Annotated in this window: 22 protein-coding genes; 9 read left to right on the top strand and 13 right to left on the bottom strand. The window is 60.3% G+C overall.

Annotated features, from left to right (window positions below):
* Positions 1-348 precede the first annotated feature (348 nt).
* Together JG743_RS27840 and JG743_RS27835 are read right to left on the bottom strand one after the other, a co-directional pair.
* Complete coding sequence (locus JG743_RS27840) at positions 349-858, bottom strand: GNAT family N-acetyltransferase (protein WP_202295004.1); 510 nt, start codon at positions 856-858, stop codon at positions 349-351.
* 37 nt (positions 859-895) lie between these two features.
* Positions 896-1,348, bottom strand: a complete 453-nt coding sequence (locus JG743_RS27835) for a cupin domain-containing protein (protein ID WP_202295001.1) — start codon at positions 1,346-1,348, stop codon at positions 896-898.
* Between the two features lie 211 nt (positions 1,349-1,559).
* Between JG743_RS27835 and JG743_RS27830 the strand changes: the two genes are divergently transcribed.
* A complete protein-coding gene (locus JG743_RS27830) occupies positions 1,560-2,522 on the top strand; it encodes a LysR family transcriptional regulator (RefSeq protein ID WP_202294998.1) in 963 nt (320 codons plus the stop codon).
* A gap of 1,218 nt (positions 2,523-3,740) precedes the next feature.
* Here JG743_RS27830 and JG743_RS27825 read toward each other — a convergent pair.
* Positions 3,741-4,118: a VOC family protein gene (locus JG743_RS27825; RefSeq protein WP_202294995.1), complete on the bottom strand. Its 378-nt coding sequence runs from the start codon at positions 4,116-4,118 to the stop codon at positions 3,741-3,743.
* Positions 4,119-5,511: 1,393 nt separating this feature from the next.
* On the opposite strand from JG743_RS27825, the gene JG743_RS27820 reads away from it, so the two are divergent.
* Positions 5,512-7,725 carry an adenylate/guanylate cyclase domain-containing protein gene (locus JG743_RS27820; protein WP_244672934.1) on the top strand — a complete coding sequence of 738 codons (2,214 nt, stop codon included), beginning with the start codon at positions 5,512-5,514 and terminating at the stop codon, positions 7,723-7,725.
* Positions 7,726-7,767: 42 nt separating this feature from the next.
* On the opposite strand, the gene JG743_RS27815 is transcribed toward JG743_RS27820, so the two are convergent.
* Positions 7,768-8,280 carry a YHS domain-containing (seleno)protein gene (locus JG743_RS27815; RefSeq protein ID WP_244672933.1) on the bottom strand — a complete coding sequence of 171 codons (513 nt, stop codon included), beginning with the start codon at positions 8,278-8,280 and terminating at the stop codon, positions 7,768-7,770.
* 27 nt (positions 8,281-8,307) lie between these two features.
* Entirely contained in the window at positions 8,308-8,976 is a 669-nt protein-coding gene (locus tag JG743_RS27810; protein WP_244672932.1) for an ankyrin repeat domain-containing protein, read from the bottom strand.
* Positions 8,977-9,461: 485 nt separating this feature from the next.
* Between JG743_RS27810 and JG743_RS27805 the strand changes: the two genes are divergently transcribed.
* The gene (locus JG743_RS27805) at positions 9,462-10,592 is read left to right on the top strand and encodes an extracellular catalytic domain type 1 short-chain-length polyhydroxyalkanoate depolymerase (RefSeq protein WP_202303035.1); all 1,131 of its coding nucleotides are present in this window, start codon (positions 9,462-9,464) and stop codon (positions 10,590-10,592) included.
* A 38-nt stretch (positions 10,593-10,630) separates the two neighbouring features.
* Here JG743_RS27805 and JG743_RS27800 read toward each other — a convergent pair whose 3' ends face one another.
* The 4 genes from JG743_RS27800 to JG743_RS27785 all read right to left on the bottom strand — a co-directional run bounded on the left by JG743_RS27800 (position 10,631) and on the right by JG743_RS27785 (position 14,530).
* Entirely contained in the window at positions 10,631-10,813 is a 183-nt protein-coding gene (locus JG743_RS27800) for a hypothetical protein (RefSeq protein WP_202294992.1), read from the bottom strand.
* Between the two features lie 110 nt (positions 10,814-10,923).
* Positions 10,924-13,035, bottom strand: coding sequence for a catalase (gene katE, locus JG743_RS27795; protein ID WP_202294989.1), 2,112 nt, complete (start codon positions 13,033-13,035; stop codon positions 10,924-10,926).
* A gap of 91 nt (positions 13,036-13,126) precedes the next feature.
* Complete coding sequence (locus JG743_RS27790) at positions 13,127-13,750, bottom strand: hypothetical protein (RefSeq protein ID WP_202294986.1); 624 nt, start codon at positions 13,748-13,750, stop codon at positions 13,127-13,129.
* Between the two features lie 24 nt (positions 13,751-13,774).
* Complete coding sequence (locus JG743_RS27785; protein ID WP_202294984.1) at positions 13,775-14,530, bottom strand: DUF4142 domain-containing protein; 756 nt, start codon at positions 14,528-14,530, stop codon at positions 13,775-13,777.
* Between the two features lie 13 nt (positions 14,531-14,543).
* On the opposite strand from JG743_RS27785, the gene JG743_RS34690 reads away from it, so the two are divergent.
* Positions 14,544-15,122: a low affinity iron permease family protein gene (locus JG743_RS34690; protein WP_342215679.1), complete on the top strand. Its 579-nt coding sequence runs from the start codon at positions 14,544-14,546 to the stop codon at positions 15,120-15,122.
* A gap of 32 nt (positions 15,123-15,154) precedes the next feature.
* Here the strand turns inward: JG743_RS34690 and JG743_RS27775 are convergent, their stop codons facing one another.
* From JG743_RS27775 to JG743_RS27765, 3 genes are all read right to left on the bottom strand, one after another.
* Positions 15,155-15,433, bottom strand: a complete 279-nt coding sequence (locus tag JG743_RS27775; RefSeq protein ID WP_202294981.1) for a hypothetical protein — start codon at positions 15,431-15,433, stop codon at positions 15,155-15,157.
* Between the two features lie 132 nt (positions 15,434-15,565).
* A complete protein-coding gene (locus JG743_RS27770; RefSeq protein WP_202294978.1) occupies positions 15,566-15,928 on the bottom strand; it encodes a low affinity iron permease family protein in 363 nt (120 codons plus the stop codon).
* Between the two features lie 92 nt (positions 15,929-16,020).
* Positions 16,021-16,530, bottom strand: a complete 510-nt coding sequence (locus JG743_RS27765) for a YciE/YciF ferroxidase family protein (RefSeq protein WP_202294975.1) — start codon at positions 16,528-16,530, stop codon at positions 16,021-16,023.
* A 311-nt stretch (positions 16,531-16,841) separates the two neighbouring features.
* Here JG743_RS27765 and JG743_RS27760 point away from each other — a divergent pair, with 311 nt between their 5' ends.
* The gene (locus JG743_RS27760) at positions 16,842-17,066 is read left to right on the top strand and encodes a hypothetical protein (protein ID WP_202294972.1); all 225 of its coding nucleotides are present in this window, start codon (positions 16,842-16,844) and stop codon (positions 17,064-17,066) included.
* Positions 17,067-18,631: 1,565 nt separating this feature from the next.
* Positions 18,632-20,677, top strand: coding sequence for an SPFH domain-containing protein (locus tag JG743_RS27755; protein ID WP_202294969.1), 2,046 nt, complete (start codon positions 18,632-18,634; stop codon positions 20,675-20,677).
* Positions 20,678-21,129: 452 nt separating this feature from the next.
* On the opposite strand, the gene JG743_RS27750 is transcribed toward JG743_RS27755, so the two are convergent.
* Positions 21,130-21,411 (bottom strand): hypothetical protein, encoded by a 282-nt coding sequence (locus JG743_RS27750; RefSeq protein WP_202294966.1) that lies wholly within the window; start codon positions 21,409-21,411, stop codon positions 21,130-21,132.
* Between the two features lie 776 nt (positions 21,412-22,187).
* Between JG743_RS27750 and JG743_RS27745 the strand changes: the two genes are divergently transcribed.
* The 3 genes from JG743_RS27745 (at position 22,188) to JG743_RS27735 (ending at position 23,565) form a co-directional block, all read left to right on the top strand.
* Complete coding sequence (locus JG743_RS27745; protein ID WP_210388513.1) at positions 22,188-22,406, top strand: hypothetical protein; 219 nt, start codon at positions 22,188-22,190, stop codon at positions 22,404-22,406.
* 113 nt (positions 22,407-22,519) lie between these two features.
* Complete coding sequence (locus JG743_RS27740; protein ID WP_202294959.1) at positions 22,520-22,948, top strand: hypothetical protein; 429 nt, start codon at positions 22,520-22,522, stop codon at positions 22,946-22,948.
* Positions 22,949-23,295: 347 nt separating this feature from the next.
* Positions 23,296-23,565 carry an acylphosphatase gene (locus JG743_RS27735; RefSeq protein ID WP_202294956.1) on the top strand — a complete coding sequence of 90 codons (270 nt, stop codon included), beginning with the start codon at positions 23,296-23,298 and terminating at the stop codon, positions 23,563-23,565.
* Positions 23,566-23,571: the final 6 nt, after the last annotated feature.

The following is a 23,571-nucleotide window of genomic DNA, read 5'->3' as shown; positions in this document are numbered from 1 at the left end:
GGAGCGCAAGCTGGAGCCTTGGGGCGCGGCTTCAGGTCATGAACTCGCTAATACCATGCACGGTTGGCGACGAGAGCTCGCTTCACATGGCGGGCGGCTCGGGGTTTGACCGCCGGGCCTAATCGCCAGACCGCGTGTCACCCTTGCAGTACCGTCTATGCGCGTGGTGAGCGCCTTTAGACTAGCAATTGCTACATTTATAGACGATTAGCTTGTCCAAGCTTAACCGCGGCATGCCAATCGCCGCGTGTAAGGACCTCAACTATTGCGTTTTGTATATTTGACAGACTACGAGGACTGGTTCAGGAGTGTCGATAGTGCTGCAACGATCTGTCCGCTTGTTCTCGGTCAATGCTGAGGCACCGGCATCGTCATTTCCAGGTCGCACTGAACCTCCTCACCGACGGTAAACGTCGTTGTTCCCGTTGCGATAAATCCCGATCGTTTGTAGAATGCAATGGCACCCGTGTTCTTCTCGTATACAGTCAACCGCAGGCTGCTCACTCCGCACCGCCGGCACTCTTGCTTCGCTTCTTCCAGCAGCCGAGACGCAAGGCCTAGTCCACGCCAATTGGCATCCACGTAAAGCCGGTTGAGAAACAGCGCCCCTTCGATATCCGCTGCAGCAAGATGTGAATATCCAACAATGTCGCCATCAGCTGATGCGACAAAAACTGCACCTAAAGGGTCGGTTATTTCGGCTTGCTGTCGGCGGATGCCAAAGCTCCTGGACAGGTAGGTCGCGAGGTCAGATGGCGTGAGATCGGCGCTGTAGGTCTCGCGAAATAATCTTGCCGCAAAGGTCGCCAGAGCTTTCGCGTCGGCGGGTATGGCCCTGTTGATTGACACATTGTCCATCGCTGTCGTTTCCATCAGATCGACAAAGGCGGTTTTTCTATCGATTAAGCCACGTAATACCGTACTTACTAGCCGCCGCCGCATATGCTTCAGACATTGAAGCGCCATCCGCCTCTGCCCGGGAAAGGTCACGGAAGAAGCCCTCGAACCCGGCGGGCGACGTCATCGTCAGAAAACGGCCGGAGCGCGGCACGATGCGTCGATGCGCGTGTGGCACACCACGTGGAGCGAACATCGTCCCGCCCGGCCCGACATGGAATTCGTGGTCACCGCAGCGAAAGATATGTTCGCCCTCGATCACGTAGAACAGCTCGTCCTCGTTGGCATGGCAGTGAAGCGGCGTATCCAGGGGATCGATCTCCTCGACGATCGAAAAGGCGCCGCCGGTGGTATCGGCCGAAGCCTTGACGAGGAAGTCGGCACCACTGAAACGCAGCCGCTCGCCCTCATCGGCGTTCAGCCTGTACCCCTGACTGGCGACGTCATGCATGCCTCTGCGTTCCCTGCGACATATAGATGTTGCACAGCTCTCCAGCGACTAGCTGCTCGGACAGCCATCGCCGGCCAAGATGGTCCAGTACGCCGGCCAAACCGCACGGTATCCGGCGTTTCAGAATCTTCAATACCGGAAACCTTTTCCTTTGCCTTATGCAGTTATCGCCCTTGGGTCCTGATGAAACCAGTGATAACAATTCAGGACGATGCTGAATGAAATCGACCTATCCCGTGCCGATCTCAATCTGCTGAAATTGTTCGAGGTCGTGTTGCAGGAGCAGCACGTCGCCCGAGCGGGGGATCGCCTGCGGCTGTCGCCGTCCGCGGTCAGCCACGGTCTGCGACGGCTGCGCAAATTGCTCAATGATCAGCTGTTCGTGAAGACTCCGAAGGGCGTCGTGCCTACGTCGCGTGCTCTCGAGGTCGCTGAGCCCATTGCAAGCATACTAGCTCAGGTGCGGCGAGTGGTGATGGCGGCAGAGCCGTTTCGCCCAGAAAACTCGAACCGCTGTTTTACCATCGGCGCCGCGGATGGGCTTTCAGCCGTCTTCTTGCCGCCGCTGCTGGCCAGATTACGCGAGGCTGCTCCCGGCGTCGATTTAACCCTGTTGCAGATGCTGCCCTACAGGAGGGGCGGCCCGATTGAACGAACTTGGCGGCCCGTGCTTTCTGAAATCGACGCCGGCATCATTGACATAGCGGTTGCACCACTCGGCGATCTGCCGCCGCGCTTCGTCAGCTGCCCAATCGTTAAGGAGCGCTTTGTGGTCGCGATGCGCAAGGGCCATCCATTCGCCGAGCAGCCGTCGCTTGAACGATACTGCACGATGAACCACGTGCTGGTATCAGCGACTGGTGACCGTAAGGGGTTGGTTGATGAAGCGCTGGGGGCAAGGGGACTTTCGCGGCGAGTCGCGCTGACAGTACCGAGCTTCATGATGGCGCTGCCGGTCGTCGGCGGGTCCGACCTTATTGCCGCATTGCCTGCCGGGCTGGTCGCTCAACATCGATCGCGCTTTGGCTTGGTTAGCGTTGACCTCCCTATCGCCACCGGCCACGCGCCGATCAGTGTCGTAGCGCAGAAGGCGGTGACGACGGACGCTGGCCTTGCGTGGGCATTCGAACAAGTCTGCGATATTATGCGTTCGCAATATCGAGGGCCCGAATAGGTTTCGTTTCGGTTAGGTTATCGTCGTGAGTGCCTGAGGGCTTCATTGAAGGACTGGTGTACCGACACGTCATTAAACAGGACTACCGCGCGGCGCTGTTCGGGCTCGCCGACCCGATAGGTAGATTTCGTACCAACGGCCCAGCCCCTGAGCGCAGTCCTCCATGAGTAGCGGTACGCCGCTGAGAGCGACCTCTCCATACAGATCATACCAGCGCTGGTCGTAGCCCGACGCAATCTCGCTAATCCGCCGCCCGGTCGCATCGATCAAGCCCGGCTGTTCCTCTAAGGCGGGATTCACTTCACGGGATGGCCCGCGTCGTCGAACACCAAGTCGAAAACGCAGGACCCTGCTCGACGCTTTCGAACAAACTGCGATAGCGCTTTTCGCTTTCGCGCAGAACTATGTTGGTGCGGCTCCGTTCGACCGCGGATCGCGTTCGTTCACCGACATCCTTGACCAGAGCCAGCTCATCCGCGGTCCAGTTCCGCACGTGGGCATGGTTGACGTAGAGCACCCGCGCCCAAGCGACCCTTTTCGACCACTGGCATGATGACGAACGACCGCGCGCTGCGCTCCTCAAGCGCCTCGGCCGCCGCCGAAGTGCGGTGATCATCTCGCGCATCGGAGATCGAGATGAACTCGTCCCGTTTAAGACTGTCGATGAAGGGGTCCGTAGTCGCGAAGTCTGAGCACACCCGCAAGCGATTCGACGCCGGGAGCGTTCCAGTCTCTCGCTACATGTAGTGTTTCAGCGTCAGGATCGATGGCGGCGTAACCGACCCGGCTAACACCCAGCGCACGGCCCAGGATTTCGGCAGCCTTGTATGCAAGATCGTCGGAGTTCTCTGTGGCGCGAATAGCGTCGCTTAGCTCGGAGAGCACCGCCTTGCGAGTCTCTGCCCGCACTCGCTCCGTTAGAGTTGGAGGATACCGGCAGCGTACAACCAGTCCGTGCTTGAGGCCATCACTCACCGGCAAGGCTTGCAACCCTCGACTGGCCAGATCGTTGGTGCATTGGCGGCGTATTGGCCGAGACCCTGTGCGTCGTCTGCCGGGCACTCCCTGGCAGAGAGCTCGTCTAAGTTGGCCCTCGGACGGGCTCTCGCGTGGGAGGCCTACTCATCGCGACAAACGCTGGTGGAGGCGCGACCTTCCTTCCGCCGCGACTTTGCCGACCCTGCAAATCGGCTAAAAGCTGATTTGCGCGCCCTGGGCTCATCCGGCCACAGGCCGATAGGTGCCAAAACTCCACTCGTGGCCCTCACAGTCGAAAGCACGATACCGGCGGGTTCCGAAACCCGTGTCCTCTGGCGGATAGACGATAGTTGCCCCCATTTTCGCTGCACGTTTGTGATGGCCCTCAACGTCATCGACTACGAGATAGACACCCGCGCCACCCATCGTCGGTTTGGCTTCCACAGTCCCCATCATAATCACGCCGTTACCGAATCGCATCTCGGCGTGGATGACCTTGCCATCCTTGCCAAGCACGGACTGAATTAGCTCCAGACCGAATGCTTCCTTCAAAAAATTGATTGCCGCCTTTGCATCAACGTAACTGAAATAAGGCACGATCGACGGGTTATACGGCATGATTGGCCTCCTTTCCATCGGACTGTATTTCACTGTATCTCGCGCTCGCTGCACGCGCTGCGTAAGGTATTTCACTCACTCGCGTTTGACGAACAGCACTATCGTTCACCCCGTAATGATCCTAGTTCTCGCCCCAAGTTCGCCAAGGGTCCACTTGTCCCGAGATGACTGTTACGCAACGGTGGTGCACGCGGATCACCAGAATCGCGATCTCTGGAAACGGCATTGGCTGTGATCCAGGTCGTCACGCCGTCCGTACAAACCAGTGATATTATTCCAGACAGGAGTGGTGTCGGGACGCAGCAAAAAGCTTTGCTCGGCTGCCAAAGCTGAAGCTCTCAGAGTTTCGGGCAACTGAGAGCCTTGGAGGCGCGGGTCGGCGCAAATCCTGACCCGTGCTCTATGCCATGACGTCTCATCCGTACGCTCCGATTCGGACTTCAAGGAGCTTCAAGGTCTGTTTCAAAACCGGCTCTCCACCGCAGCGCCCGGCTTCGAAGCAAGGATGCTGGCCCTCGAAGCGGAATTGGGTTCTCGCGAGGATCGTAGCGAACTCGGATTCCTGCGAGTTCTGGTCGTGCGAGACATCGCATCGCTGCGGGACCTCCTTGCCGATGTTTCGGCCGACAAAAATCGTCGACGCCGTCGATCCTGCTTCAGAAGAGCTATACGATATACCTGATAGGCCAGCTGCGCTCGCGCCGGTCGTCGATCTGCTGCGATACGTTTTGACCATGCTTGGCAAGCGTGCGTCCAGCTCGTACCCAAACAGTGGCCTCGCCACTTACATGGCGCGCACGATTACGCAGCGGACCTTCTATTTGCCGTCTCCTTCCGCTTTTACGGAAGTGGTCAATGTGGTCGAGCAAGTGGAGCGAAGGTGCCGATCATCGCGATTTCCGACAGCACCTTGTCGCCGCTGGCAATTCGGCATCGGTGCTTTTGCGTGCCGGAGCACGAATATACGTTCTCGCGCTCGCTCGCGGCGCCGATGTGCCTTGCTCAAGCTTTGACGGTGGCATTGGCGGGCAGACTTCAACAGGACCCCAACAGCCCTCGTACACCAACAGTCACTGCCCAACACGGCCGGTAACAGACTGCCTTTTGACGGTTGCTTTGCCTTCCACGCGAACCGAAAAAGGTCAGGCTCCGGCGCAGAGCAAGCGGCGTGACGGTCGATGGAGGTCGGCTTAGTAGCGCAATCATCCCGAGACCAGATCGCCTGCTAACGGCCCCGAAGAGGACGTTGAAAGTATGTGAAGCGCCTCATTTATCGTGCATGACTCGACGTTTCGATCCTTTAGTCTGATGCTCGACGGGCAGCATTCGAGGGTTCCAGCTCCTTGGCCGCTCATATGGTCTTGCCACGGGGCTTTCCCTATAGTCATGGGCAATGGAGCGGGCTCAACATCTGGAACGAAAGCTGGTCGCTATCCTCGCCGCCGACGTGGTGGGGTATAGCCGGCTGATGGGGCTGGACGAGACGGGCACACTCTCGCGGCTCAAGGCGCTACGGGGAGAATTCATCGACCCCTCGATCGAGGGCTACCATGGCCGCATCGTCAAGCTCATGGGCGATGGCGCTTTGGTCGCGTTCGAGAGCGTCGTTGATGCCGTGGCATGCGCCGTTGAAATCCAGCGGGCCACCGCGCAGCAGAACCTCGGCCTTCCCGAGGATGCCTGGATCGTTTTCCGCATCGGGATCAACCTTGGTGACGTGATCACTGACAAGGACGACTTCTACGGCGACGGCGTCAACATAGCGGCGCGTCTGGAAGGACTGAGCGACCCGGGCGGCATCGTCATCTCGGGAACGGCCTACGACCAGGCCCACAACAAACTCGGCCTGACTTTCAAGTCGCTCGGTGAACAGCGCCTCAAGAACATTCCAGAGCGGGTTCGCGCGTATCGCGTGCTGCTGGATCAGACAGGAGGGACCAGGAAGTCGCGCTCTCAGCGATGGCCTGTGAGTATCGGGGCTGCGGCGCTCTTTCTGGCACTGATGGCGGGCATGTTTTGGCCACAGGCGGTTGCCCTCCTGTCTGGCCACGGTTCCAATCTGGCCGGTTCGGCGGCGGGCAAGCCTTCCATCGCCGTGTTGCCGTTTACCGATCTCGGCGAGAAGGCGGGCCAGGACTATTTTGCTGAGGGGCTCGCAGACGATCTCATCACCGACCTCTCGAAGATTTCGGGGCTGCTCGTGATCGCCCGCAACTCAGCGTTCTCGTTCAAGGATCAATCCCTCGATATCGACAAGATCGCGGAGCAGTTGAACGTCCGCTACGTGGTCGAGGGCAGCGTCCGTCGGCAGGGAGATTTGGTCCGGATTAATGTCCAGCTCAGCGACGCCAAAACGGGAAGCAACATCTGGGCCGAGCGTTACGACCGCGACTATTCCGGGATATTCGCGCTTCAGGACGAATTGATCGGGCGCATCGTCGAGGCTCTGTCGGTGCGCCTGACGGAAGGTGAAAAAGCACAGATTGCTCGCCTACCGACCCGGAATCTCGAAGCATACGACTTCTATACCCGCGCCGAGCAAAATGCGTATGCGGTCGACTTCAGGTCTATCGGGGAAGCTCTGTCCCTGTATCAAAAGGCCATCAAGCTCGATCCTGCTTTCGCGGACGCCTATTCGGGCTACGCCCGGGCCACCGTGGACGTGCTTGGGTTCGACTTCCAGCGCCTCATGCTAAGCGCCGTGGCACGGCAGCGCGCCTATGAAGCGGCAGGGCGAGCGCTGGAGCTCAATCCCCAGTCCTCGCGCGCCTATGCTGTGCTCGGCATTCTGCAGATGCTGGATAGCGAATGGGACCAGGCGATCGCGTCGGTCCAAAAGGCCGTCGCCCTGGACCCGAACGGGGCGGAGGCGGAGCTCAATCAGGCGATCGTGCTCACCTACGCTGGACAGAACCCGGAGGCGCTGGCGGCGATGGAACGCGTGCTGCAGCTCGATCCCAAGCCGCGCGCCCAGGTCTTCGACTATTACGGCTTCGTGCTCTACATGAACCATCAGTACGAGAAGGCTTTGCAGGCGCTGAGCGCGGTCCAGCCGGAAGAGCGCAGCGACCTTGGTCTCGAAACGCTGGCCATGGCAAATGCGCGGCTTGGCCGCATGTCCGAGGCGCACGATGCGGCTGCAGCAATCCTGAAAAAGGTACCCGAACAGAACCTCGCTGGTTATCGTGTCGTTTACGCCCACCATCGGCGGCAAGCGGACCTCGATCACCGGCTGGACGCCCTTCGCGCCGCGGGGATTCCCGAGCGGAGCTTCGATTTTCGTGGGCGGGAGGAGGACCGCATGGGCGCCGCCGCGATCCGAGCCCTAACGGGCGATCAGACGTGGGTCGGACATCAACACAATGGTGCGCCGTTCGTCATGGAACTGAGCGCAAACGGAGATTTCGCCGTGAGCTCGCAAAACGGCATGATCGCAGGTACGTTCACTGTCGAGGATAACCTCTTCTGCACACAATCCGCCGCGACCTTGCTCGGCCGCAAGTTCTGCGGGCCAGTCTATCGCAATCCCCAAGGGAGGGGCGATACCCAGGACGAGTATGCTTGGCCGGATTCCGTCACAGTCTGGTATTTCTCGGTGTCTCCGTGACGGGCGTCATTCAACTTGCGGGCTCACGACATCGCGCCGGAGCTAGTTGGCGGCGGCTCTAGCCTCGAATTCCTTCGCCTCCACTGCGGGCCATTCAGCTTCCGCTTTCGCAATGACAGGCGCCGGGTTGGCATCGAAGTCTTCCTCCAGGCCCCCCTTTCCGGAGAACAGGAAGAGCTTGCCATCGACGATGCGGAAGGCTTCCGGGTCGAGGTTCGCGGATGCCTCTTTAGCTGACATTCCCCCGGTGCAGAAGCCGCCGAACTGAGGGGCATAGCGCACCGGCTCGGAAATGAAGGCATCCCGGTGTTGGACGCTGGCGAAATACCACGTCGCCCCGAGCCACTTCTTCGAGATCGTCGGCGAACCCACGGTCGCACGACCGTCGGTGAAATACGCCACCGGATCGTAGCCCTGTATGGCGACGTTGCCGAAATATCCGGTGTTCACCCCGTCGACCGCGTCGGATGCGCCAACGCCGAAGGGCAGAAGGAACGCGGTGGCTACTCCGGCGAAAAGCAAACCGTCAAACGTTCTGGAACGGTTCTCTGTCATGTTCTCCTCCAGTAACCTTTCTCGATGTCAGTTGCCGAGGGCGATGCACACCTTGTACGACGACCCCATCGTTTCCTTGGGTTGGCATTTTGCGCCGTGCTTCTTGAGCAAAACCATCACGTCGGTGCTCTGAAAGAATGTCGCGCGGCTGAGAGGCGTGTATCCGTATTCCTGGATTGCTTCGACCTGTGCGCCGCGCGAGATCAACAGCTCCGAGATGGCCGTCTGGTTCTCTTCTGCTGCCACATGCAGCGGCGTGATCTTGTGGGTGCTCAATGCGTCGACCTCGGCCCCGTGGTCGAGCAGCAATTTTGCGATGTCCAGGCTTCCCGAATAGGCTGCCGCATGTAGCGCGGTGAAGCCGCGATCGTTACGGGCTTCGATGTCGGCCTTGGCCTCGATCAATGCAACGGCGACCTCGGCCTTGCCGGCAAGCGCCGCATCGATCAGCGGGGTCTGACGGCTCTCGTCGCGATCGTTCACATTGGCGCCGTTTGCCAGGAGCGCGGCGACCTTGGCCGCGTCGCCTTCCCGCGCAGCGTCGTGGAGCGGCCCAGCAGTCACCGCACCGGCGGCAAACCAGGATATGGAAGTAACGACGAAAGCCCGACTGATCCGAAGCCAGCCGGTTCCAAAAGGCCTGACCCGCATCGGGAAGGCCCTCGACAGCAACAATCGCCTCGATACCGTCATCATCTAACTCTCCGGGCGTCGGTCGCCCGCGGATGGACGTGTATGAGACTACTCTAATACATCCGGCGCAGCGGAGCCATAGGCTTCCGGGTTGTGCGGGAGTTGAAGTCGCGCGAGGTGCCATTTGTCACCTGCGGCAGCGGGCTATCCGGGCAGCACCTGCACCACCATCGCTAGAATGCCATCAGCAGGCAAGCGGCCATCCGCTCCTGTTGAGGTTGCCGGTCGGCTGCCATGCAGGCCGCCGCACCAATGTCGTTCCGCGAGGGCGGAATTCGACAATCGCTGGTTTCTTATTTTCGTGCGCGGTGATGGCCATGGCTTCGGGGGTATACGGTCGGCATCATCTTCCGCGACGCGCCCTGCCCACCCAGCCGCGCATCGGCAGCCTTCTGCTTCGTTACGCTTCTTATTGTGCGGTGCAGCAACGATATTGCTGCATGTGCGTTGTGTACGACCCCGCCATTCCGGCGGTCAAGGATGCCGATTTGCGAAACATATCAGATACGATCGCTCGCCTGAGCGCGATGCGCCGCCGACCAGCCGCTTCAGGGCAGCGACATCACGATCGTTTTTCCGACATTGCCGGCTTTGGTTCCAATCCTGGCGCCTTGCGTGCGCGGCTGTTGGTTCCCGATAACTTGCCGCGGCAGGCGGCCATGGTCGTCGTGCTGCATGGCTGTGCCCAGAGCGCGGCCGACTACGATTATGGCTCAGGCTGGTCGCAACTCGCCACCGAACAGGGGTTTGCGGTACTGTTGCCCGAGCAGCAGCGCGCCAACAATCCCAATCTCTGCTTCAACTGGTTCGTGCCCGGGGATATCCGGCGCGATGGTGGCGAGGCGCTTTCCATCCGTCAGATGATCGAGGCGGCGGTCGTCTCGCATGGGCTCGATCGCACGCGCATTTTCATCACCGGCCTTTCCGCGGGTGGCGCCATGGCGACAGTGATGCTGGCGGCCTATCCTGAGGTGTTCGCTGGTGGCGCGATCATTGCCGGGCTTGCCTATGGGAGCGCGGCGACCATTCCCGAAGCCTTCGACCGCATGCGTGGCCATGGCGGCCCGTCCAAGGTCGAACTCCAGCGTCTCTTGCGCGAGGCCTCGCCGCACAAAGCTCCCTGGCCGACGATTTCGGTCTGGCAGGGCTCGGCCGACAACACCGTCGTACCCGCCAACGCGGATGCGATCCTCGCGCAATGGCAAGGGGTGCATGGCGTGGGCAAGGCCCCGACACGCACCGAGAAGGTCGACGGCCAGACACGGCAGGTCTGGTGCGACGGCACCGGCCGCGAGCGGATCGAGAAATACACCATTGCCGGCATGGGTCATGGAACGCCACTCAAGACGTCCGGCGAGGACGGCCTGGGCAGGGCAGGGCCATTCATGCTCGATGTCGCGATTTCCTCGACGCGCCATATCACCCGCTTCTGGGGCCTTGGCAAGCCGGCCACACGGCGCGCGGCGAAAGCCGAAACCTCGTCACGCGCCGCGTTGGAGGCTTATATCCCGGCGGAGAAACCACGGGCGGCGGTCCACGTCGATCCCACGCGTGGTTCGGCCGGCGGCATCACCAAGGTCATTGAGGACGCCCTGCGCGCGGCCGGGCTGATGCGCTAGCGTCGACGCCGCCGGGAACGGCAGCAAGGCCCCCGCGATCATTCGCTGTGTCGCGGCCCGGATGAGCGGGTAGGTTTCTGGTCGTCCACGCTGTTGTCGTTGATCCGCTGCGCCTTGCCCTCGACCTTGTGCGGCCTGGGCCGGCCGCCGGAGCGCTGCTCGGGCGGTGGCGGAAAAGCGGAAGGCTCGCGGTCCTCGATGTTGCTTTCGTTCACCCGCAAGGCCCTGCCCTCGACCCTTTGATGACTGGGTTTGTCGCCGGACCGCTCTTGCTTGTTCCTACCCTGGACGACGGCGCACAGCGCTCCGCCGTCGAAGCCTGCGGCGCTGGCTACGACATGTTCACCTTGGGCTCGCGCGCCCATTGGCGCAGCGCACCAATGGCCTGCAGGAAGGCGGCAACATCCTTGGGTCCGGAGAGCGCCACGCATGCCTCGTCGAGACTGTCGGCAATGCCTGCCTTTTCCAGCAACGGCATTGCGTCTTCGACATAGCCGATGAACTTGCAGTGCGCGAAAGCGTCGGCGACAAAATCCCGCGCCGAGGATTCCTTGACCAGGCCGGCCATTGCCGCCTGGGACGGTAGCAACGCCACCGCATCGTAGAGCACCGACGGGCCGCCGCCGATCATCTGCTGCGCCTCGATCAGGCTGCCGTCGCTGGCCTTGGCGCCGCCAACCTTCGGGGCGATGACCTCGAAACTGGCGCCGGCCTTCGCCACGGCTGCGGTCAGCGCCTTGAGCAGCGCGGCGTCGGTGCCGTCGGTCACGAGGATGCCGAGCTTGCGGCCCTCGAAGCGATGGGGACCGTTTTCCACGATGCTGAGCGAGGGCGCCGCGCCAAGATCCCGCCTTGTGGCAATGGCCGCATCGGCGGGTTTCGGCATCGCCTTCAGCCCCAGCCCGTCGCCGACCTTGTTTGCCAGGCCTTCGTCGATGTGGAGCAGGTGCGACACCATCCGCTCGCGGATGACGGGGGTCTGCACCTTGCTGAGCTCGAAGGTCAGCGCCGCCGCGATATGGCCTTGCTCCGGCGGCGTCTGGCTGATGAAGAACTGCCGCGCCTGGCTGTAGTGATCGGCGAAGCTCTCGGCACGGATGCGCTGTTTCGGCCCCTGCTCGGTTTCAGCAAACGAGCGGAAGCCGCGCTGCGGCGATTCCCTTGGGCCGTCATTGAACGAATTCGGCTGGTAGTTCACCCGGCCGGCCGAATTGCGGATGGCCATGTGGCCATCCTGCTGGAAATGATGGAACGGACACTTCGGCGCGTTGATCGGGATATGCGTGAAATTGGGTCCGCCAAGCCGCTTTATCTGCGTGTCGAGATAGGAGAAATTCCGGCCCTGCAGCAGCGGGTCGTTGGAGAAGTCGATGCCGGGCGGGACGTTCTGCGTCATGAACGCGACCTGTTCGGTCTCGGCGAAGAAATTGTCGGGCATCCGGTCGAGCACCAGCCGCCCGACCGGGATCGGCGCCAGGATTTCCTCGGGGATCAGCTTGGTGGCGTCGAGCACGTCGAAGTCGAAGTGGTCGGCAAAGTCCTGGTCGAACAATTGCAGCTGCAGCTCCCATTCCGGGAAATTGCCGGCCTGGATCGATTGCCAGAGATCGCGCCGATGGAAGTCGGGGTCGGCGCCGTTGATCTTCACCGCTTCGTTCCACGCCACCGACTGAAGCCCGAGCTTCGGCTTCCAATGGAACTTGACGAAGGTGGACTCGTCCTTGGCATTGACCATCCGGAAAGTATGGACGCCAAAACCCTCCATGAAGCGGAAGGACCGCGGGATCGCCCGGTCCGACATCACCCACATGATCATGTGCATGGACTCGGGCGTCAGCGAGATGAAATCCCAGAAATTGTCATGCGCCGATTGCGCCTGCGGGAAGGCACGATCGGGCTCCTCCTTCACGGAATGGACGAGGTCTGGAAACTTGATGGCGTCCTGGATGAAGAACACCGGGATGTTGTTGCCGACGATGTCCCAGTTGCCTTCCTGCGTGTAGAGCTTGACCGCGAAGCCGCGCACGTCGCGCGCCAGGTCGACCGAGCCCTTGCTGCCGGCGACGGTGGAGAAGCGGACGAAGGCCGGCGTCTTCTCGCCGGCGCGCTGGAAAATGTCGGCGCGGGTATATTTGGCGAGCGACTCAAAGGTTTCGAAATAGCCGTGGGCGCCATAGCCGCGCGCATGCACGACGCGCTCGGGTATGCGCTCGTGATCGAAATGGAAAATCTTCTCGCGGAAATGGAAGTCCTCGAGGACCGTTGGTCCGCGCGCGCCGATCTTGAGCGAGTTCTGGTCATCCGCGACCGGCCCGCCCTGGGCGGTGGTGAGGACAGGCGTCGAGCCTTGCGCGACCTGGTGCAACTCGCCCCCGTCGCCTCGAACCAGCTTCTGATCATGAATGACAGCTTGATCGCTGGGGCGGCTTGAAGACTTGGCCATGACTTGTTTCCTTGCAGCAATGGTGGATCAGGCATTCCTGGTCGCCAGACGCCACGAAGCCCCGCCGCCTTTCAGCAGCGGGGCTCGGCGATCAGGCGCGGTTGGCGTTGCGCGCTCTGTCGCGGTTGGCGTTGCGCGCTCTGTCGCGGTCGATCTCACTTGTGGTGTAGTTCCCGGCACCGGCGTCAAATCCGGTCCAGCCGCCGGCCTCATAGGTGCTGCGGCGGTCTTCCAGGTTCACCGAGTTGGTCTGTCCGAGGATGCGCTCGGCATCGCCGGCAAGCTCGTCGTCGACCTTGGCCGTCACCAATGTTCCGCCGCGGCGCAAGCCCTCGGCAACGACATGGGCATCCTTTTCCGAAACGCCGGAATCGGTCAGCGCCCCGACAATTCCGCCGGCAGCACCACCGACCACCGCGCCGCCCAAGGCGCCGACCGCAGTGGCGGCCAGCCATCCTGCGGCCACCACCGGACCGACGCCCGGAATGGCCATGATGCCGAGGCCGGCCAGCAGTCCGCCGGCACCGCCGATGACGGCACCAAGGCCCGCACCCTCAGCTGCATCTTCCGAGGCGTTGGAGCGGTCGCCGTACCAGTCGGTCGAGTTGCTGGCGACAATGCTGATATCGGAATGCGGAATGCCGCTGGCCTCCAGCTTGCCGACTGCATCCGAGGCGTCGTCGTAATTGTCGAAAAGTCCGGTTACGGTTTTCATGTTTTTGATCTCCTGCTTTTCTGTTCAATTGGTGCCGGCAACGACGTTGCCCTTGTAGTCCAGCGCGACGGTGGTGCTCTTGCCGTCCTTGTTCGCCTGGCCGCGCCAGATGCCCTGGTCGTCCTTGGTCAGCTTCGACACATCCGAGAAGCCGGCATCCTGGATGCGGTCCTTGGCCTGGTCCTCGGTGAAGCTGTTTGCGCCGGAGAGCGGAGGAGCAGGTTCTGGCGCGTCGCCGACAGTGGCAGTCGGCGTCCCGTTCTTCGTCGCCGACGTCTTGGTGTCCATGGTCGTCGCGATCTTCTCGACCATTTCCTGATGCATCTTGAGCGTCGGCACGGTCTCCTGGGCGAAGGTCTTCAGCTGCGCGTTGTCACCGTCCTTGGCATAGCTTTCGAACAGCTTGACCGCGTCTGAATGCGCATCGCGCTGCATCTGGACATAGGAGCCGTCGATGGGGTCCTTGCTGTTTTGCAGGGCATCGAGATCGCTCTTGTGCTTGGCGTCCAGCTGCGTGGGCAGCTTCAGTTGCTGTTCACCGGCGATCGTCTCCAGCTTGGCGTTGGCCGCGCCGTGATCGTCGATCATCTTCTGCGCGAAGTCCTTGACGCTCTGGTCCTTAGCCTTGTCCTCGGCGATCTTGCTCGAATCCACTTCGAACATGCCGCCGGCGGCGGCCTTGTCGACGAAGTCTTGCGCGCTGTCGGCGGCGAAAGCGGGCAGTGCGAAGGTCATGGCGGTGGCCGTGGCCAGCGCAGCCAAAAGGTGACTTGTTTTCATGGGAGGGTCCTTGTTGGGCACAAATCGTGCTGTGAGCAGAACAAGTACCGGCGGGCTTTGTTCCCGCCCGCAGCAGTTATTAAAGGAGGATATTTGCGTCTTGCACCGGCGGAACAAAAGGGCAGCGGCGGCGTTGCAAAAACAGGAATCGGCAGCAGGTGTCGATCCTGCAAGAGCCCGTCTCTGTGACTTCTCAGCAGGCGGGTTTTTTCATGGGAAACTGGTGATAATGATGCACAGACCACTTTATGTCCTGGCGGAATTCTTTTCCCGGCCGCCAGGCTTTTATGTGATGCTCGCCGGTGCACTCGTCTGTGCGGCCATCGCCAGTTCCTCGCTTGGCACCTACATCGTGTCGATTTCGGCGCTGGCGCTGACGGGAGTGGTGCTGATCCAGAATGCCCGTGACACGGCGGCCATGCAGGCGAAGCTCAACGAAATCATAGTGGCTCTGGATACCGCGCGAAACGAAGTCGTCGGTCTCGAGCATGGTTCGCCCGAGGACATCGCCGCCGAGCTGAAGCACATCGAGAGCCGGGCATCGAACTCGTCCGCGGGCGAGGCCGGCAAGCCGGCGGCGGAAATTCCCTAGTCCTTCGTGTAGGCTCCAGGCTGACGGCCTCCTTATGGCGCCTTGGCGTCTTTCGAGTGCTCCGAAATCGCAGGGCCTGCACCCGAAGTCTTTTGCGTTGCCGGGCTCGGAGTTCCCTGCTTCGGCGGATTTTGACCGTCGGACTGATGCGTCTTGTCGTCCACGTCTCCGACGGGCCGGGTCAATCCCATGCCGCTTGGCGGCTTCTTGTTGGCCGCTGCGTCCTGGGAGAAATTATCCGATGGGTCAGCATCGTTTCGCGCCGGATATTTGGTTGCTCCGGTCTCATGATGATTTTCGTTCTCGGTCATCTTCGATCCTTCCTGGGGTTGATCGTAAACAAAGATCGAAGCCGCTGGTTCCTCAGCCTCTTGGTCGAACTGGATCCACGGCTGGCAGCCGGCTGCTGGAGATCAAGGGAAGGGCGAGGCTGATACATCAAACTAGGCCGCCACCTGTCTCTCCTTCGCCCGGGTACAGGCGGCGCGGAACTCTTCCACCTCCGCCTCTGTCAGGTGCTCGATGCCGATGAAGTCGTTCTTGCCCTGACCCGACCGGATGAGTTCGTCGAGCTTGGCCTGGATGGCGGCGCCATCGCGGTTCTGCGTGTTCTGAATCAGGAACACCATCAGGAAGGTGATGATGGTGGTGCCGGTGTTGATGACCAGCTGCCAGGTCTCGGAATAGTCGAAGATGGGTCCCGACGCGGCCCAGATCAGCACCGATGCCAGGCAAAGCGAAAAGGCCCAGGGCCTGCCCGTAGCGTGCGCGACGGCGCCCGCCAGCCGGTTGAATGTCTTTTCCATGGGGGATTTTTCTCGGGTGAAAAGGGAGCCCCGATGCGTGCGCATCGAGGCTCCAGGGTGTACTGTGCTTGGTGATGTAAGCGCGGTTCGCGCTATGCGGCTTCCGCCGCGATATTGACGGCCGACTCTGCGAGCTGGGTGAGAGCCGCATCGGTCTCCTTTTCCTCGCTGAGCGTCAGCTCGAGCAGCTTCACCGCTTGGTTGTAGCCAAGCTCCGAGGCCCAGGTGCGCAAGGTGCCGTAGCGCGAAATCTCGTAGTGCTCGACGGCCTGTGCGGCGGCAAGCAGGCCGGCATCGAGCGCCACCGCGCCCTTGTATTCTTCCATGATCTCGGCGCCTTCCTCGGTAATGCCCATGATCGCCGCGCAGGTCTTGCCGACCGGCTTCTTGCCGATGGTTGCGAACACCTGCTCAAGCCTGGACACGTGCAGTTCCGTCTGGCCGCGGTGCTTTTCGAAAGCCGCCTTCAGATCGCGGCTATGCGCTGCCTTCTCCATCTTCGGCAGGGTTGCGAGAATCTTCTTCTCGGCGAAATAGATGTCCTTGAGCGTGTCATGAAAGAGGTCGTTGAGCCCCTTGGTGGAAGCCTTGGTCGTCGCCATTGATTTTTTCCTTGTTGGGTGTGGCAAGTTCATCTCAACTCCCGCATCGCGGACAAGTTCCGCTGGCGCACCGAACGATCCCGCCTAGGCAGATGAGGAACGGAAGTTTTGCCCGGGCGAGTACACGTAATGCGCTTCGATTGAGGGCTCGTGCGGTACACGGCAATTCGCTCAGTGGTTCAGTGATATGTATGTCAAATGTAATTGCGAAGCATTTGCGATAGGCTAGTTTGTCCCCATCGCCGGCCAACTCCATGGCAGCCCGGCGCTTCGGAGCGACGATCGTACTCTTGCCTGTTCAGAGGCTTTGTATGATCAGTTTCTATGTTGACAAGTCCATTTTATATCCAGACGACCTGGCCAAGCTTCCACGTGTATTTGACCTGCTATGCGCAGACGGGGGCCTTGACATCGGTTCCACCGGGGCCGAACTGATCGCCGGCACCCTGCTGGACATTTTCCAGAACGGGACGTGCGAGGAAGCCGCGTTGCTGGCCGAGTTGCGCCAGCAAAGGTCTTTCAGGAAAATTGGCTAGCTGCCGTCCAGCAAAGCGGCTTTTGCGCGCGGGGAGCGTTTGAATGCTTCCCCCGCCGTCGTCGTTCGCATAAGGGCGCTGTCAAATCCTCAACTTGGCATCACCCTCCGGATCATTCCATGATACGTCTCGGACGCATAGCGCGGGCCGACAAGCAGCTGCAGGCGCAGTTCGAGCGCCAGAAGGCGATGCAGGCCAAGAGATCGCCTTCATCGAGCGTTTCAAAGTGCGCGCTTCACACGCGGCACAAGTGCAGAGCCGGGTGTAGGAACTCGACAAGATCGACCGCGTCGAGCCGCCAAAGCGCCGGTCATTCCCCAATCTACTGGGTGGTGATCGCGGCAGTCTGGCAATCGACGGGTTCGCCATGGCCATTCTCCTGGCTGGGCTGCCGGCGATCGATACATAAAGGCCGCGCAGATCGAGGGAGCCAGCCTGCCGCGATTCTACCTCAGCGTCATTGTACCGATGCTACGCTAGGCATTTCTGAGCGTCATTGTCCTCCTGAGCTATATCTCGATCACGAGTTTCCACCTGGTGCTGCGGGCCTGGCAGCGCCACCGAAATACCCTCGATCTTCATGTTCGCTGGCAACCCGAAGGCTCTTCGACTTCGAAAGCAGCTTAGGCGAAATTGGTTGCGCTGGGCTGCAGCAACCAAAGGTCAAGCAGGCTCAACTTGCCGATGAGTAATGTGTTCGCGCCGCAGTCCGTCATTAAGACCCAACGCCCATCATCTACGCGCCATCAATGTGCTACATATTGTGACACCTATTGTGATACAAATTGAGTCTTGGAAACAAAAAAACGTAATAGAGACAATAAGTTGGTACATAGATCGATCCCAGCCAACGGTACCATCGGCTTCTGATTCCGCGCTCAACTGATCAGCCCAAGGCGAAAGCCTTCCCCTACCGCATGAACGGTACTCGATACGCCTAGTCTCTCCCCGGACAACGCGCAGATGAGTGTCCGCTGTGTTGCTGCCAATGTTCAATCGTTGAGCGATATCGCTCGAGGTGAGGCGTCAGGTGGGCGGCCATGGGCTGAAACAAGCGCCGATCGCGGCCCGCGTGGCGTAAGGCGAAAGTGCGACTTGGTATCGGCTGTGGAGGAAGCTAAGCCGAAGAAGTGTTCCCTTTCCGCGCCGCTCCATCCGTGCAAGCCGGCCCAGCCGGTTGGATCGGGGACCGACGGTTCTAACCCGTCAACAACGCAATTTCGCGCTTTTGCCGATTTGTAAAACCAACGCTTTCGAAATAGCGAAAGCGTTGGAAATAACTTATTCGATTCCGCGCAGAATATCTTCAAACCTGTTGGCGCGATACCTACGTCATCTGTCGTTATGTCCATCAAGGCAACACCGATGTGAGATAGCTCACGGCCACGCTTCCCTCACGGGGGACTCGGGACGCGCGGTCATTTTCCCACACAATGAGCAGCCCAAACGTTCGACACGCTCTTAGTGCGTCGAGCGTGCAGGTGCGCGATCTCCCGCTTCATCAATCAACACCAACCGGGTGGCCCTCGGGTGAACGAACCCGCGCGCCCCATAGGAGAGAAGAGATGGAAGCCCTGCAATACCTCGGCCCGATGGAATGGATGGCTATCGAGATAGCCGTGCCAGTCATCGTGCTGGCAATCCTGTTCTGGCGGAGCGGCGTGGTCCGCTACATTCCAAACGACAGGCTCGGCATCTTGGAAAAACTATGGAGTTTTCGCGGTTCCGTCAGCAATGGCTTCATTGCGCTCAACCGTGAGGCAGGCTACCAGCCGGAAGTCGTGCGCGGCGGCCTGCATTTCTTCATGCCGTTCCAGTATTCGATGCATCGCGCCAATCTTGTCACCATCCCGCAGGGTCAGATCGGCTATGTCTTTGCCCGTGATGGCAAGCCACTGCCTCCGACGCAGACACTTGCTTCCAACACCGACGCCGATGACTTCCAGGATGTGCGCGCCTTTCTCGAAAAAGGCGGACAGAAGGGACCGCAACGCAAGATCCTGCGTGAAGGCACCTATGCCATAAATCTCGCACAATTCATCGTGCTGACCGCCCAGTCGATCTATTCCATTAGTCTGAGTTCGTCGGAACAAAGCCTTTTTTCCAATATGTCCAGCATGATCTCGGAGCGGGGCGGCTTTGAGCCAGTCGTCATCCATAATGCCGATGACATGATCGGTATCGTCACCATCCATGACGGTCCGGCCCTGCCGGACGGCGAGATCATCGCACCGACCGTCGCCAACGATCCGAATGACCCGAACTTCCACAACAATTTTCAGGACCCCGAGAAGTTTCTCAATGCCGGTGGCTACCGTGGCCGGCAGTTGCAGGTGCTGGCCGACGGTAGCTACTTCCTCAATCGCATTTTCGCGACCGTCGAACTGGTCGAGAAGACCATCATTGACGTTGGCACGGTGGGTGTCGTCGTCTCCTATAACGGCCGCCACGGCACGGATATTTCCGGGCAGGCATACCGTCACGGCGAGCTGGTCGAAATCGGCGCACGCGGTGTCTGGTCAACGCCGCTGCTGCCGGGCAAGTTTGCGTTCAATACCTATGCCGGCAATATCATCACCGTGCCGACCACCAACTTCGTGCTCAAATGGACGAAGGAGCAGTTCGGCGAACACAGGCTGGACGAGAACCTGTCTGAAGTGTCGTTGATCACCAAGGACGCGTTCGAGCCTGTGCTGCCGCTCTCCGTCGTCGTGCATATCGACTATATGAAGGCGCCGCTCGTGGTGCAGCGTTTCGGTGACATCAAGCGGCTGGTCGAACAAACGCTCGATCCGATGGTTTCTGCCTACTTCAAGAATATCGCCCAGACAAAGACACTGATCCAGCTTTTGCAGGAACGTAGCGATATCCAGCAAAAATCGGGCGAGGAGATGCGCGAAAAATTCAATTCCTACAGCCTCGAACTGCAGGAAGTGTTGATTGGTACGCCCCGTGCTGCCGATGGCCAGAACAGCATTGAGCAGATCCTGATCCAGCTGCGCGATCGCCAGATTGCAGTCGAAAAGGTCGAGACTTACAAATTGCAGGAGAGGGCGGCCACTCAGGAACGCACGTTGCGCGAGAAGGAGGCGCTCGCCGAACAGCAAGCCAAGATCACGACGTCGGCACTTACCATCGAGATCAGTGAGAACGAGGGCAAGGCGCAACTCGCCCGCACCCGTCAGGAGGCGGAAACCATTCAGGTCACTGCCAAGGCGGAGGCGGAGAAGGTGCGCCTGGCCGGCCACGGCGAGGCCGACATGATCAAGTCTGTCGCGCTTGCCGATGCCGAACGCATCAAGGCGACCGGTTTTGCGGAGGCCGAGAAGGTGCGCGCCATCGGCCTGGCGGAGGCCGAGGCCACCGAGAAGAAGGTCGCGGCCTTCGGCGGCCCGGACTATCAGCTCAACTCGCAGGTTCTCGTGCGCTTCGCCGAGGCGATCGAGAATGGCAGGCTACCGCTCGTGCCGCAGATCCAGATCGGCGCTACCGGTGGCGAGAAGGGGGCCGCCAATGGGCTTGTCGAGATGATGCTTTCGATGCTCGTTGCCGACCGGGTTGGACGGCAAAACCTGCCGGATGAAATCCCGGCACCCGTTGAGCAGGATTGATTGAGGATGGGCCGGTTGTACCGGCCCATTTTTCGCTCTGCCGAAGCTGCCGCGGCGAAGCGTAGGCCGTGGCGCATAACGGATCGGAAAGATTGCCTATAAATTTCAATACCGTAATGTGCATAGTGTGCAAATCCTGTGCACGCATGTCCAACGTTTCTTCGGCCTTCTTCTGTGCGAAGGGGCACCTCTAGACCTCGCTAAGAGTGCGGCAAGATCCGGTGGCTGGTTGCGGGACCCCGCCGCCATGGCCGGGCTGCGCCTACGTCTTGTTTCGCTGAAAAAGCCCGCTGCCGAAACTCATGAAAGCAGCGGGCCTTGAGATAGGCCGGACACAGTATTTTGGGTGACAGGCATCCGGCTTAGGGCCAAAAACGGCGATCGATATAATTTGTTCCTGCGCCGTTTCAAATACTAGCGCCGGCCACCCCGAGTCCGCCTTGAGCCTAGATTCAGCCGCCCATCTTCTTTGCCATCGCACAGAAGTCTGCATGCGACTTGTTGAGCGTGGCGTCGCCGCAGTCTTTCAATACCGCCTTCTGTTCGTCGGGTTTCATGGCTGCCCATGCGGCCTTGAAGTCTGCCTCGGACTTCATCGTTTTCATGCCGGCATCGGTGAAGAACGGCGACATCTTTGCCGGATCGTCGAGTGCGGATGTGTTGCCGGCGGCGAGGGCTGAGCCTGTCATCATCGCAAGCGCGATTGCGCCCATTGTGAGCATCTTGATGTTCATTTGACTGTTCCTCCGTAGTTAGGTCATTCACCTTGACCTTCCGGAAAAACGTGGATCCACCGGCCTCTGTTCCCGGCGCCTACCGCTGCTTCACATCGAAGTGATCCTTCGTTTTAGTCTCGCTTGAAAGTCGGCTTCCAGTCGCGATTCGCTCCCGCTGCAGGCCTTCGTAGTCGGGAATGCATGTGAAGAATACCGGTTGGCGGCTGCACCCGGCTGCCCATGGCAGCGGAACCCAACGATGCCCTGCGGTCACATTCCACCTTTCAACTGCATCCTTCATTCGGCTGTGTTCCGCTTATATTAGCAATCGCGTATATACTCTTGAAGCCGGCCCACGCCCAAGCCCACTTTGCCGGTCAGGCTCGGCACATTCTGGCCCCAACCCCGCCACAGTGCCGGGCCGCCCCTTTCGTTGCGGGAATGCGTCCGCCGCATGTGCCCGCTTTACAGTGCAGAAGCCGCATAGGATCAGTCCTAAGTGAGGCGACTTCTCTAAAAGGAGGTCGCAGTGGTTAGGCGCAACAAACCCAAGCAGCTAACACCGGAGCAACAAGGCTAGTTTCTGGCGGCAGCGGAGCGGCTGCATCTAAGCATCGTCGGCCCGCTGATATCGCCGCAGTGCGATCACTATCGCTCGCTCCAGGTTCTGCATGAGGCGCTGTTGAAGACCGTGCGAGAAGTCACCGGGAAGAAGTCGAGTTCATCCGTTGGAACAGGACGGGACCAGTGCGACAACCCTAGCTTTTGATCACATCTGCCGCCATCATCGCGGCATGAGCATCGAGGACGACATCGCCAGAGTCGAGGAGCACATCCGCGAGATTGAGCAGCGGATCGAGCATCTGCTAGGGGTAATCAGTCAGGCAGAGGAGAGCGGCCTGCCGACTGAACGACCGCGCGCCTTCCTGGTGGTTCTGAAGCAGACGTTAGGCTTGAGCCGCGACCATCTTGCCCGGCTTCTGGCGGATCAGCTAACTCAAGGCAGCCGATGAGGCCCTTTAGGCCCGGCGGTGAGGGCATTCAGTCCAAATTGAGCAGTTCCAGAAAGGCCTCTAGAGTGCGCCCGGCCAGAGCGCTTAAAGTAATTTGGGGGGGCGAGCCGCCTATGCCTGTCATTGTCGATCTGTTGTTTTGGCTGCACCTCATGGCTTTGGCGATGGGAATTGGTGGCGGCATAGCAATGTCGCAAGTCGGCCCACGCCTGATAGCCGCGACGCCGGACCAGCGTGCGCCTTGGTGGCCGCTGGCCATGATCTACAGTCGCATCGCAGGTGCAGGCCTCATCCTGCTCCTGATCACTGGGCCTCTTCTGCTGTGGCTTAGGTATGGCGGCATAGAAGGGCTCAACGGCTGGTTTGAGCTCAAGATGGCGCTCGTCGCCGTCATAGTGCTAACCATCGGCCTTAGCATGCGGGGCATGGCGCGGCTGAGGCGAGGCGACGAAGGTGGCGGCAAGCTGATGAAGGTGGCGGGGCCCCTGACGACGCTGACCGCCGCAGCTGTCGCCTTGGCCGCTGTTTTTAGCTTCCACTGATCTCTGCGTGAGGTTTGCGAGCCCTGAGAGGACGATCCCTCGCAAGACGTACCGGATCCTCGCTGATCGCTCGAAATTTAGCTTCCTTCCCTGAAATCCTGCAGCGAAGTATGGCGTAGGTCTTCCTCACCTCGCAGGTGCTTCACGCGGCCGCATGGCTTCGCCAGCGCGGTCTGACGCTACCGCCGATCCTGTCGGCGAGCAGCCTTGGCAGCGTCGGCTTTGGCGTCGTTAAGTTGCCTCATCAACGCTTCTGCGCGCCGTCCCGTCAGGACTTTTGTGTAGCAATGGAAACGGTCGTATCCTTCCTCGCGGTGACGGTCGCGGACGAAGCGTGAGGTTTCTCGATGAGCGAGCAGGATCGACGGTCTTCGCGGGAGCGCATGACGATCCTCGGCGATGTCGAGGCGGCATCCTTTCTTCCGTGGATCGAGCGTCATGCCGCCAAGCTCGGGCTCGCGCAGGCAATATGCGTTGCCGGTCCCGACCGTATCGAGCTCGACCTTGTCGGTCCGGCCGAACTCATCGACATGATGGAGATGGGGTGCTCTCTTGGACCAATCGATGTCTGGGTCGAGGCCATTCGCCGGGCGCCGATCGACAACGAATCGGGCTAGGTTTGC

This window comes from Mesorhizobium sp. 131-2-1 (genome assembly GCF_016756535.1).
Classification (GTDB): Bacteria; Pseudomonadota; Alphaproteobacteria; order Rhizobiales; family Rhizobiaceae; genus Mesorhizobium.
This window is presented reverse-complemented; position numbering and strand designations above follow the sequence as displayed.